This window comes from Kitasatospora sp. NPDC059648, assembly GCF_042734825.1.
In the GTDB taxonomy this organism is placed as follows: domain Bacteria; phylum Actinomycetota; class Actinomycetes; order Streptomycetales; family Streptomycetaceae; genus Kitasatospora.
Window position 1 is genome coordinate 19065 of the sequence record NZ_JBHWDU010000094.1, and the last position, 11056, is coordinate 30120.

The window sequence follows — 11056 nt, forward strand, 5'->3', positions numbered from 1 at the left end:
GGGCCGAAGGAGATCAACAGAAACGATTCTGTCTGCAATCCCGCGCCGCTAATCTGTGCGAAGCATCACCGTTGCGGGTGAATGGGAAATCTGTTCCGTACCCCGTCCGCCGCAGCGTCGTTCATTCCTGTGCAGCCCGCCGAACGGGTTGCGTTGTCCATACAGGAGGAATGATGAAGGTCAAGAAGATCGCCGCTGTCACCGCCGCCACCGGTGGCCTGGTGCTCGCCGCCGCCGGTGTCGCGTCCGCTCACGGCGGCGCCGGTGCCGATGGTGTGGCCGTGGGCTCCCCGGGTGTCGTCGCGGGCAACCAGATCCAGATCCCGGTCCACGTGCCGGTCAACGTGTGCGGCAACACCGTCAGCGTGATCGGTCTGATCAACCCGGCGTTCGGCAACCACTGCGCCAACGTCTGAGTCAACCTCCGGGCCGCTGAGGCCCGTTGAGCCCGATTCGGTACGGCCCCCGGGCGGCGGACGCGCCGCGCCGGGGGTCTTTGCGCGCTCGGGCCCCGGCTCGTGCCAAGGCCCGGTCCCGGGCCCGTCGCGCGGCGCGGCAAGGCTCCGACGTCCCGATCGCTCGATCAGGTGAAGCTGCTTCGTTCGGCCCAACCTGGCCGTTCGCCTCTCGTTAACTCCTGTGCAGTCAAAGACCTTGCGTGATTGCCGGATATACAGAAATTCCGACTTTCATAAGGTTCACGTCAAGATCGCCACGCCTTCTCGAAACGTCAGGGGAAAAAATGAGGAATGTAGCCAAGAAGGGGATCCTCACCGCCGTGGCCACCGGCAGCGTGCTGGCCTCCACCGCCGGCTACGCCTACGCGGCCGCCGAGGCACAGGGAGGCGCGGCGGGGTCACCGGGCGTCGCTTCCGGGAACTCGGTGCAGGTACCGGTCGAGGTGCCGATCAACGCCTGCGGGAACACCGTCGACGTGGTCGGCGTGCTGAACCCGGCGTACGGCAACCGCTGCGCCAACGTCGACGCCGGCCGGCACACCGCTCCGAAGCCCGGCCACACCGGTCGGCCCGGCGGCAGCGACAGCTCCGGCACCGGCGCGAGCCGCGGTCCCTCCGCCTCGGGCGCCTCCGCCAGTGGCACCACCGCGGGCTCGCCCGGGGTGGTCTCCGGCAACAGCGTCCAGGCCCCGGTGCACGTCCCGGTGAACGCCTGCGGCAACTCCGTGAACGTGGTCGGCCTCGGCAACCCGGCCTTCGGCAACGAGTGCGGCAACGTGGCCCACCCCGCCCCGAAGCCGACCGACGACTACCCCGGGGACCACACCCCGTCCACCCCGTCCACCCCGTCCACCCCGCCGTCCGGCGGCGACACCGTCCCGGGCGGCCCGCGCAACGGCGGCCCGTCCGCCAGCGCCTCTCCGAGCACCCCGGCCGCCGCCCGCACGAGCGCCCCGGCCACCCCCGCCGCGCAGAACGTCGCCGAGGGCGGTCAGCTGGCCCACACCGGGGCCGGCGGAGTCGAGGTGCTCGGCGCCGCCGGGCTCGCGCTGCTGATCGGCGGCGGTGTGCTCTACCGCCGCGCCCGCGCCGGCGCCCGCTGAGCCCTCCCGCCGGGTGAGCCCCCCTGCCGGCTGAGCTCCCCGACCGCTCGGCGGCACCCCTCGCCGGAAGGGCGTCGGCGACGCACCCGCCGATGAGACGACGCACCCGCGGCCGCCCGTCGAACAACGGGCGGCCGCGGGTGCGTCAGAGTCCGGCGTGCGTGGCCCGGGCCGACCGGACCGCGTCCGTCACCAGCTCCGGACCTGCCGGATGATCCGCCGCTTCAGCCGGACCGTCCGGCTCCCGTCGGGGAACAGCCTCAGCCGGTCGAGCTCCCAGTGCCCGTACTCGGCGTGCTCGGTGAGCAGTTGGCGTGCCGCGTTGCGCGACGTCCCGCGCGGCATGCGCAGCGACTGGTACTCGTACTCCGGTTGCCGGACCGGCTTCGGTGGGGTCAAAACGCTCCTCCTGAGGATCACTCGCAGGCAAGCCTACGGCCTGCCACGGACAGTCGGCCCGGGTATTTCCGGCCGTCCTCCCGTCCCGCCGCGGCGGTCCGACGGCCCTCGCCCCGGACACTCGTCTGACAGTCCATCAGTTCCGTTGTCCTTGTGGAGTGAATACCCCGATACCGGCGCGTGCAGCCGCACCCGAACGGCCCCGGCGGACCGGCTGTGCGCCCTTCGCGCCCGCCCCACGCCGGTTCTGCCGGTGGACAGAAACCCCCGAATCGGACATCAGGGGGGAAGTTGCGGTGAAATCGCGGGTGTAGGTGACAACCGCTGTGCGTACCGGCGCCGCGGGGAGATAGCGTCTGCACCATGTCTGATGCCGCGCAGCCCACCATTGCCGAGGTACGCGCCGCCGCTGAGGCGGTCAAGGCCGCCATCGACCGTCATCTGGAAGCGGTGTCAAGCCCCAACGCAGCCGATGATCCCGACGTGTCCGCTGCCTACGAGCAGCTCGCGACGGCGGCCATCGCCTACGACCAACTCCTGTACGAGGTCTACGACGAGGTCACTCCCTTCGAGATCCCCGGCGACGAGGGACCGGGCGGCTACCACGGCCCGGAACAGCCCGAGGCGATCAGCGTGCTGATCCGCCGCGACTACCACGTGGTCGATCCCAAGCGGTTGCGCGCGCAGGCCGAGCGGCTCGACGATTCGCTGACCCCGGGCGGCGCCGGCGGCGTGAACGCCGCGATCGGCGTGCTGTTCGGCGAGTACGAACCGGACGAGATCGCCGCCCGCAGCGAGGAGTTCGGCCTGGAGGAGGCGGACTCGACGCTCTGGGTCGCGGCGACCGAGCCGACCGAGCCGGGGGAGTGGCTGCCGGAGCCCTTCGAGCACGCCGACCCGCAGCTGCTGATCTGCCGGTTCGACGTGAGCGAGGTCTACGACGACGAGGACCCCGACGACTGACGTCGCTCCCACGCGCGGAGGGCGGGCCCGGGAGCACCGGGCCCGCCCTCCGCGCGTGGACCGAAGGACACGCCTCAGTCCGCGGCGGCGGCGTTCTCCGCGAGGATCGCCCGCAGCCGGGTGGTGCGCGGCCGCGCCGGGCGCTCGGCGACGGCCTGGACGAGCGCCGGGCCCGCCGCGTGGACCACGGACAGGTGCCGCTCGCCGCGCCCGAACGCGGTGTAGACCCACTGCCGGGAGAGCGCGGGCCCGGCGTCCTCCGGCACCACGACCACCGCGGCGGGCCAACGGCGGCCCAGCGCCTGGTGGACGGTCAGCGCCCAGCCGTGCCGCAGCCGACCGGCCTCGGCGGGCGGAACGGTCCGGCGCGAGCCGTCCGGGTACTCCAGGTGCAGCCCGGCGGCGTCGCCGTCCAGCACCCGGGCCGGGCGGACGACGCCGGGCGCGGGGGACTCCACCACCCGGTCGCCCGGGTCGAAGCCGCCGAACCGGCCGGGGCCGGGGTTCAGCCGGGCCTTGGCGGCGGCGTTCAGCGCGCGCGTACCGGCCGGGCCGCCGTGGCCCGGGGTGAGCAGCACCACCTGCTCGGCGGGGATGCCGAGGGCGCGCGGGATGGAGTCGGTGAGCAGCTGGACGGCGCGGTGGACGGCCTCGCCGCCGTCCTTGGCGGTCAGGATGACCACCTCCTTGTCCGGCGCCTCGACGGGCTGCAGTTCGCCGATGCCGACCCCCGAGACCAGCTCGCCGATCGGGCCGAAGTCCGGGGTGCGGGAGGCGACCGCCGGGCAGACCTTGGCGGCCAGCAGGTCGGCGAAGAACCGGCCGGGGCCGGCCGACCAGAGCTGGCCCGGGTCCCCGCTGAGGACCAGCCGGGCGCCGTCGGCGAGCGACTCCAGCACGGTGGCGGCCAGCTCGACGTCCAGCAGCGGCGCGTCCAGCACGATCAGGAGGTCCAGGGCGAGCGTGCCGTCGGCCGCGCGGCCGGGGCCGGCCGTACCGGACAGCAGTTCGGCGAGGGTCACCACCGGGGCCCCGGCGTCGCCGAGGGCGGCGAAGGACCCCTTGCCCTGGTCGGTCCAGGCGGCGGCCCAGGCGCGCAGCCCGAGCCCCGTGGCGGCGGCCAGCAGTGCGGCAGGTTCGGCGCGGGCCGCCTCGCCGCCGGTGTGGAGCACCAGGGCGTTCCCGGCGACGGCCCGGATCAGGGCGGTCGCGGAGGAGGACGGCGCCGCCTCGGCGGCGGCCTCCCAGGCGGCGGGACCGGGGGAGACGGGCGCGGCCCCGGCGGACTCCTCCGACGCCGACTCCTCGGTGCCCTCGACCTCGGTGCCCTCGACCTCGGTGCCCTCGACCTCGGCGTCCTCGCCGGGGACGAAGGAGGCCATCAGCTGGAGCAGCTTCTCGGCGAGGCTGTCCTCCGCCATCGCCAGCGCCTCCAGCGCGAGCAGCGTGCGCGTCGGCGGCTCGTCCTCGTCGCCGCCCGCCGTGTGCGCCTCGGCTCCGCTCAGCTCCTCCTGGAACGGCAGCACCCGCCCGTCCGCGACGGCCTCCTCGATGGCGGCGGCCGGCTCGGGAATCCGGAACCGGTCGAGCCCGGCGGCCACCTCGGACAGTTCCTGGGCGGAGTGCCCGCGCAGCGCCGCCTGCTCCAGCAGCCAGACCACCAGGGCCCGGGCGCGGAGGGGGTCGTCCGGGCCGACCGAGGCCCCGAGCAGGCCGCGGGCGAAGTGGTCCGCGTGCTCGGGGCGCACGCCGGGCAGTGCGAGGACCGCCCAGGGGTCCTCGCGCAGCCGCTCGGCGGCGTCCTCCCCGAACTCCGCGACGGCGGCGGCCGCCAGCTCGGCCGGTGCGCCACCGGAGGTCAGCACCTCGGCGGTGGCGCGGAGCGCGTCGCCGTGCCGCCGGTCGGGCACCACCGAGGCCGGAGCGGCCGGAACAGCCGGAGCGGCCGGGGCAACCGGAACAGCCGGAGCGGCCGGAGCCGCCGGGGCGTGAACCGGAGCGGCCTGTTCGGCCGACTCCGGCTCCGACGTCTCGGACTCCGGAGCCTCCGCCATCGAGGCCTGCGCCCGCGCGGCACCGGCCCGCGCGGCACTCGCCCCGGCGTCCTCCGGCTGCATGCCGCGGATCCGCTGCGCCAGCTCCGCGAACTTCGCCGCCTTCTCCTCCTGGGTCAGCCGGGCCCCGGTGGTCACCTCCGGAGCGCCGTTCCCCGTGTCACTCATCGTCGTCCGCTCCAAAGCTCACTCCACCGCACGTTCTCTCGACAACCCGCTCCGGGGCTACAGCTCCGTCCACCCCTGGTCCGGGTAGCGGTGCACCGGCGACGAGATGTCGTCCAGCGCGCCGCGGATCTCACCCGGAAGCGTAAGCGCCTCCACCGACAGCGCCGCCTGCAGCTGCGCCACCGTGCGTGCCCCGACCAGTGCGCTGGCCACCCCGGGTCGGTCCCGGACCCAGGCCAGCGCGACCGCGAGCGGGCTGCTGGCCAGCCCGTCGGCGGCGGTGGCGACGGCGTCCACGATCCGCCGGGAGCGCTCCCCGAGGTACGGCTGGACGAACCCGGACAGGTACGCCGAGGCACCGCGCGAGTCCTGCGGGACACCGTGCCGGTACTTGCCGGTGAGCACCCCGCGCCCGAGCGGTGAGCCCGCCAGGATCCCGACCCCGGCGTCCAGTGCGGCGGGCAGCGCCTCGCGCTCGATGCCTCGCTGGAGCAGCGAGTACTCCAACTGCGCCCCGGCCAGCGGCATCCGGCCGTGGTGGGCGCCCTGCCAGGTGGCGGCCTTGGCGAGCTGCCAGCCGCTGAAGTCGCACACCGCGGCGTAGCGGGCGCGGCCGGAGGAGACGGCGATGTCGAGGGCGCTGAGGGTCTCCTCGACCGGGGTCATCGGGTCGAACGCGTGCACCTGCCACAGGTCGACGTAGTCGGTGCCGAGCCGGCGCAGCGAGGCGTCCAGGGCGGCGAGCAGGTGGCCGCGCGAGCCGTCGAAGCGGCGGGCGGACTCGGGGACGCTGCCCGCCTTGGTGGCGATGACGAGTTCGGAGCGCGGGACCAGGCTGTCGGTGAGGCGGGAGATCAGGTACTCGGCGCCGCCGTCGGCGTACACGTCGGCGGTGTCGACCAGGTTGCCGCCGGCGTCGACGAACTCCTTGAGCTGCTCGGCGGCTTCGTGTTCGTCGGTGTCGCGGCCCCAGGTCATGGTGCCGAGACCGAGGCGGGAGACCTGCAGGCCGGTACGGCCGAGGTGACGCTTTTCCATCGGACTGGCCCTCCACTGGCCGGGTGGCACCGGTGGCCCCGGTAGCCCAGTAAACGCGCAGGTGGGGTGAGCGCTCCCCACGTCGGCTGAGCGTAGCGGCCGGTGCCCGGACAGGGGCGCAGACCCGCAGAACGATCATTCACTCGTCCGCTCGCCGGGCCCGCTGTGACCCGGACCACTGCTACCCGTCAGTAGCCTGACCCGCGCGGACACCACTACGCTCGACCACCAAACCCATCCGACTGGAAGGTTCGGCACATGCGACTCGGCATCAACCTCGGCTACTGGGGACTCGGCATGGATGCCGACAACATCGCGGTGGCCCAGGAGGCGGACCGGCTCGGCTACTCGGTCTGCTGGGCGGCCGAGGCGTACGGCTCGGACGCCGCGACCGTGCTGAGCTTCGTCGCCGCGAAGACCGAGCGGATCGACGTCGGTTCGGCCATCTTCCAGATCCCGGCCCGCACCCCGGCGATGTCCGCGATGACCGCCGCGACCCTGGACACGCTCTCCGGCGGCCGTTTCAGGCTCGGCCTCGGCGTCTCCGGTCCGCAGGTGTCCGAGGGCTGGTACGGCGTGAAGTTCGACAGGCCGCTCGCCCGCACCCGCGAGTACGTGGAGATCATCCGCAAGGCGATGTCCCGCGAGCGCCTGGTGCACGAGGGCGCGCACTGGACCCTGCCGCTGCCCGGCGGCCCGGGCAAGCCGATCAAGCTGACCGTGCACCCGGTGCGCGAGCACATTCCGCTGTACATCGCCGCGATCGGCCCGAAGAACCTGGAGCAGACCGGCGAGATCGCCGACGGCTGGCTCGGCATCTTCTTCGCCCCCGAGCACGCCGCGCTCTCCCTCGACCCGCTGAAGGCCGGGCGCGCCAAGGCCGGCAAGTCCCTGGACGGCTTCGACCTCTGCCCGACCGTCGCCATCGCCGTCGGCGAGGACATCAAGGCGGGCGTCGACTCCCAGCGCTCCTACACCGCGCTCTACATCGGCGGCATGGGCAGCAAGGAGAAGAACTTCTACAACCAGCTCGCCCGGCGGATGGGCTACGAGCAGGCCGCCGACGAGATCCAGGAGAAGTACCTCGCCAAGGACTACGCGGGCGCCGCGGCCGCCGTCCCGCACGACCTGATCGACGCCACCTCGCTGATCGGCGACACCGCGCGGATCGCCGACCGGATGCAGGCCTACGCCGACGCGGGCGTCACCACGCTCACCCTGGCCCCGGCCGGTTTCACCCTGGACGAGCGGATCCGGGCGCTGCGCACCGGCGTCGAGGCGCTGGAGCGGGCCGGACTCGCGTAACAACCGGACGCGGGCGGCACTACAGCCAGTCGTGCCGCTTGAACACCCGGTGCAGCACCACGCAGACCGCCGCCATCAGCGACAGCACCGCCGGGTACCCCCAGGGTTCGTGCAGCTCGGGCATGACGTCGAAGTTCATCCCGTACACGCCCGCGATCATGGTCGGTACGGCGGCCAGCGCCGCCCAGGCGGAGATCTTCCGCATGTCGTTGTTCTGCTGCACGCTCACCTGCGCCAGGTTGGCGCCGAGGATGTCGGACAGCAGCCGGTCCATGCCGTCCACCTGGTCGTTCACCCGGGCCAGGTGGTCGGCGACGTCCCGCAGGTAGGGGGCGGTCTCCGCGCGGACGAACGGGGCGCCGCGCTCCAGCCTCAGCATCGGCTCCAGCAGCGGGGAGGCGGCGCGCCGGACGGTCATCACCTGGCGTTTGCACCCGTAGATCCGCCCGGCGGCGTCGCGGTCGACCCGGCCGGGGGCGAAGACGTCCGCCTCCAGTTCGTCCAGGTCGGCCTGCAGCGCGGCGGCCACCTCCACGTAGCCGTCCACCACGGTGTCGCAGACCGAGTGCAGCACCGAGCTGGGCCCGTACCGCAGCAGTTCGGGCTCCTGCTCCAGCCGGGCCCGCAGATCGCCGAGCGGGCTGTCCGCGCCGTGCCGGACGGTCATCACGAAGTCGGGGCCGAGGAAGACCATCACCTCGCCGCTGGTGACGGCGTGGCTCTCGGCGTGGTGGCCGAGGGTCTTGAGGGCGACGAACAGCGAGCCCTGGTAGGCCTCGACCTTGGGGCGCTGGTGGGCGCTGACGGCGTCTTCGACGGCCAGCGGGTGCAGCGCGAACTCCTTGCCGACCCGGTCGAGTTCCTCGGTGGTGGGCTCGAAGAGGCCCATCCAGACGAAGGCCCCCGGCCCGGCCTCGCGGGCAGCGGTGAGCGCGTCGGTCAGATCCTCGGAGGCCCCGATCCGGCGGCCGTCCTGGTACGCGGCGCAGTGGACGATCATGCGGGCCATTGTTCCCCGGGAACGCCGGACGATGCGGGAGCCTGCGCGACGACCCGAGCCGCAGCAGCGGCTGGGCGGCGCCCGCGGCGGCGGTTCGACCGGGAACCGGGCCCCACCGCCGCGCCCGGAGGCCGTAGGCTGAGCCCCATGCCCACCTTGCTGCTCGTCCGCCACGGCCGCTCGACCGCGAACACCGCAGGGATCCTGGCCGGTTGGACCCCCGGTGTGGACCTGGACGACACCGGGCGCGCCCAGGCCGCCGCGCTGGCCGGCCGGCTGGCCGCGATCCCGCTGGTGCAGGCCGTCAGCAGCCCCCTGGAGCGCTGCCGGCAGACCCTGGAGCCGCTGCTCGCCGTCCGCCCCGAGCTGGGCCCGCCGGCCGAGGACGAACGGCTGGGCGAGTGCCACTACGGCGAGTGGACCGGCCGCCCGCTGGCCGAACTGGCCAAGGAGCCGCTCTGGCGCACGGTGCAGGACCACGCCGCCGCCGCGGCCTTCCCGGGCGGCGAGTCGCTGCGCGAGCTGAGCCACCGCACGGTCTCCGCGGTCCGCGAGTGGAACGCGAAGATCGCCGCCGGGCACGGCGAGGACGCGGTCTGGGTCGCCTGCTCGCACGGGGACGTGATCAAGGCGGTGGTGGCCGACGCGCTCGGCCTGCATCTGGACCACTTCCAGCGGATCAGCGTCGAGCCCTGCTCGGTCACCGCCATCCGCTACACCCCGCAGCGGCCCTTCGTACTCAGGATGGGCGACACCGGCGACCTCTCCTCGCTCGCGCCCAAGCCCTCCGCCGCCCCGGCCGCTCCGGCCGGCGACGCGGTGGTCGGCGGAACGGTCTGAGCTGCGCGCGGCACTGCCCGGACCCGCGGGTGCCACCGCGCCCGCGGCCTCCGGCTCGGCTCCCCGGCCGGGCCCCGGAGGTCGTAGGGTGACTGATGAGTGCCCGTAGTTGCCGAGTGCCCCGTAGTTCGACCCCCGCCCGTTGAACGACCCCGCCCCGTTGGACAACCCCGCGATCCCGCATGGCGGATCCGCACCGACCGACACGATCCGGAGCTAGAGCGTGCCCCGTCAGGTCTTCTTCTACGACCAGCCCGAACGGTTCGTGGCCGGCACCGTCGGCCAGCCCGGCGCCCGGGCGTTCTACCTGCAGGCCAGCGCCCGGGGCCGGATCACCAGCGTGCTGCTGGAGAAGAACCAGGTCGCCGCCCTCGCCGAGCGGATCGAGGAGGTCCTGGACGAGGCGCTGCGGCGCAGCGGCGGCGACGCCTCGATCCCGGCCACCGCGCCCAAGGACCTGCTCGACACCGCCCCCCTGGACCTCCCGCTGGAGCAGGAGTTCCGGGTCGGCACCATGGCCCTGGCCTGGGACAGCGTGGACGCCTGCCTGGTGGTCGAGGCGCAGGCGCTGGTGGAGGACGAGGAGGAGGACGCCGAGGAGGCGGTCTTCCGGGACGACGAGAACGGCCCGGACATGCTGCGGGTGCGGCTGACCGGCGCGATGGCCCGGGTGTTCGCCAAGCGCGCGCTGGACCTGGTCGCGGCCGGTCGCAGGCCCTGCCCGTTCTGCAACCTGCCGCTGGACCCGGAGGGCCACCTGTGCCCGCGCGCGAACGGCTACCGGCGCTGAACACCGAGACCCCGCCGCAGGCCGACCCGGCGGCGGCCGCCGCCCTCGCCGCCGACGCGCCGACCGCCCTCGCGCTGCTGCGCCAGGGCGCGCTGACCGTGCACGGCCGCCTCACCGAGGCCTCCAACGCCGCGCTGTACTGCACCGTCGAGCACGGCTCGCTGAGCGCGCAGGCCGTCTACAAGCCGGTGGCCGGCGAGCGCCCGCTCTGGGACTTCCCGGACGGCACCCTGGCCGGCCGGGAGGTCGCCGCGTACGAGCTGTCCGCGGCCACGGGCTGGGAGCTGATCCCGCCCACCGTGCTGCGCGAGGGGCCGCACGGGCCCGGCATGGTGCAGCTGTGGGTCGAGCCGGACCCGCAGGCCGAGCCGCTGCTGGCGCTGCAGGACCCGAACGGCCCGGAGGCGGGCTGGCTGCCGATCGTCCGGGCCGAGGTCGAGGACGGGCGCACCGCGCTGCTGGTGCACCACGACGACCGGCGGCTGCGCCGGCTGGCGGTGCTGGACGCGGTGCTCAACAACGCCGACCGCAAGGGCGGCCACCTGATCCCCGCCGCCGACGGCCGGGTGTACGGCATCGACCACGGTGTCACCTTCAACACCGAGGGCAAGCTGCGCACCCTGCTCTGGGGCTGGGCGGGGGACCCGCTGCCCGCCGAGGCGCTGGAGGTGCTGTCCCGGCTGGCCCGGGAGCTGGAGGGCGAGCTGGCCGAGCGCCTCGCCCCGCACCTGACCGGCGCCGAACTGGACGCCACCCGCTCCCGGGTGGCCGCGCTGCGCAGCTCGGGCCGGCACCCGCTGCCCTCGGCGGACTGGCCCGCGATCCCCTGGCCGCCGGTCTAGGTCCAATGCCGGTGACTTAGGTCGCGTCCGCTCTGGTGATCGTGGTGACTGCGGGGGTTGGTGGCGGCCAGTCGCGGTGTTGGGCGCGTTTGAGGG

11 protein-coding genes are annotated in these 11056 nt (G+C 74.1%); 7 read left to right on the forward strand and 4 right to left on the reverse strand.

What is annotated here, in order from left to right; all coding sequences use genetic code 11:
- Window positions 1-170: 170 nt before the first annotated feature.
- Window positions 171-416 carry a chaplin gene (locus tag ACFV1W_RS34555; RefSeq protein ID WP_380421222.1) on the forward strand — a complete coding sequence of 82 codons (246 nt, stop codon included), beginning with the start codon at window positions 171-173 and terminating at the stop codon, window positions 414-416.
- 326 nt (window positions 417-742) lie between these two features.
- Entirely contained in the window at window positions 743-1561 is an 819-nt protein-coding gene (locus tag ACFV1W_RS34560; protein ID WP_380421223.1) for a chaplin, read from the forward strand.
- A 189-nt stretch (window positions 1562-1750) separates the two neighbouring features.
- On the opposite strand, the gene ACFV1W_RS34565 is transcribed toward ACFV1W_RS34560, so the two are convergent.
- Window positions 1751-1960 (reverse strand): DUF5703 family protein, encoded by a 210-nt coding sequence (locus tag ACFV1W_RS34565; RefSeq protein WP_380421224.1) that lies wholly within the window; start codon window positions 1958-1960, stop codon window positions 1751-1753.
- 363 nt (window positions 1961-2323) lie between these two features.
- Here ACFV1W_RS34565 and ACFV1W_RS34570 point away from each other — a divergent pair, with 363 nt between their 5' ends.
- On the forward strand, window positions 2324-2923 hold the full coding sequence (locus ACFV1W_RS34570) for a hypothetical protein (RefSeq protein ID WP_380421225.1): 600 nt from the start codon (window positions 2324-2326) through the stop codon (window positions 2921-2923).
- 74 nt (window positions 2924-2997) lie between these two features.
- Here ACFV1W_RS34570 and ACFV1W_RS34575 read toward each other — a convergent pair whose 3' ends face one another.
- Entirely contained in the window at window positions 2998-5145 is a 2148-nt protein-coding gene (locus tag ACFV1W_RS34575; protein WP_380421226.1) for a helix-hairpin-helix domain-containing protein, read from the reverse strand.
- 57 nt (window positions 5146-5202) lie between these two features.
- Window positions 5203-6183: an aldo/keto reductase gene (locus tag ACFV1W_RS34580; protein WP_380421227.1), complete on the reverse strand. Its 981-nt coding sequence runs from the start codon at window positions 6181-6183 to the stop codon at window positions 5203-5205.
- A gap of 258 nt (window positions 6184-6441) precedes the next feature.
- On the opposite strand from ACFV1W_RS34580, the gene ACFV1W_RS34585 reads away from it, so the two are divergent.
- Window positions 6442-7488 (forward strand): LLM class F420-dependent oxidoreductase, encoded by a 1047-nt coding sequence (locus tag ACFV1W_RS34585; protein WP_380421228.1) that lies wholly within the window; start codon window positions 6442-6444, stop codon window positions 7486-7488.
- Window positions 7489-7507: 19 nt separating this feature from the next.
- On the opposite strand, the gene ACFV1W_RS34590 is transcribed toward ACFV1W_RS34585, so the two are convergent.
- Complete coding sequence (locus ACFV1W_RS34590; protein WP_380421229.1) at window positions 7508-8497, reverse strand: magnesium and cobalt transport protein CorA; 990 nt, start codon at window positions 8495-8497, stop codon at window positions 7508-7510.
- Window positions 8498-8635: 138 nt separating this feature from the next.
- Between ACFV1W_RS34590 and ACFV1W_RS34595 the strand changes: the two genes are divergently transcribed.
- The 3 genes from ACFV1W_RS34595 (at window position 8636) to ACFV1W_RS34605 (ending at window position 10960) form a co-directional block, all read left to right on the forward strand.
- Entirely contained in the window at window positions 8636-9328 is a 693-nt protein-coding gene (locus ACFV1W_RS34595) for a histidine phosphatase family protein (RefSeq protein ID WP_380421230.1), read from the forward strand.
- A 223-nt stretch (window positions 9329-9551) separates the two neighbouring features.
- Window positions 9552-10118 (forward strand): DUF3090 domain-containing protein, encoded by a 567-nt coding sequence (locus ACFV1W_RS34600; protein WP_380421231.1) that lies wholly within the window; start codon window positions 9552-9554, stop codon window positions 10116-10118.
- Window positions 10115-10960 (forward strand): SCO1664 family protein, encoded by an 846-nt coding sequence (locus ACFV1W_RS34605; RefSeq protein WP_380421233.1) that lies wholly within the window; start codon window positions 10115-10117, stop codon window positions 10958-10960. Before ACFV1W_RS34600 ends, ACFV1W_RS34605 begins: the two co-directional genes overlap by 4 nt.
- Window positions 10961-11056: the final 96 nt, after the last annotated feature.

Coding starts and splice junctions, on each gene's coding strand:
- ACFV1W_RS34580 (WP_380421227.1), bottom strand. CDS start 6,183: ATGGAAAAGCGTCACCTCGGCCGTACCGGCCTGCAGGTCTCCCGCCTC.
- ACFV1W_RS34595 (WP_380421230.1), top strand. CDS start 8,636: ATGCCCACCTTGCTGCTCGTCCGCCACGGCCGCTCGACCGCGAACACC.
- ACFV1W_RS34570 (WP_380421225.1), top strand. CDS start 2,324: ATGTCTGATGCCGCGCAGCCCACCATTGCCGAGGTACGCGCCGCCGCT.
- ACFV1W_RS34560 (WP_380421223.1), top strand. CDS start 743: ATGAGGAATGTAGCCAAGAAGGGGATCCTCACCGCCGTGGCCACCGGC.
- ACFV1W_RS34585 (WP_380421228.1), top strand. CDS start 6,442: ATGCGACTCGGCATCAACCTCGGCTACTGGGGACTCGGCATGGATGCC.
- ACFV1W_RS34555 (WP_380421222.1), top strand. CDS start 171: ATGATGAAGGTCAAGAAGATCGCCGCTGTCACCGCCGCCACCGGTGGC.
- ACFV1W_RS34575 (WP_380421226.1), bottom strand. CDS start 5,145: ATGAGTGACACGGGGAACGGCGCTCCGGAGGTGACCACCGGGGCCCGG.
- ACFV1W_RS34590 (WP_380421229.1), bottom strand. CDS start 8,497: ATGGCCCGCATGATCGTCCACTGCGCCGCGTACCAGGACGGCCGCCGG.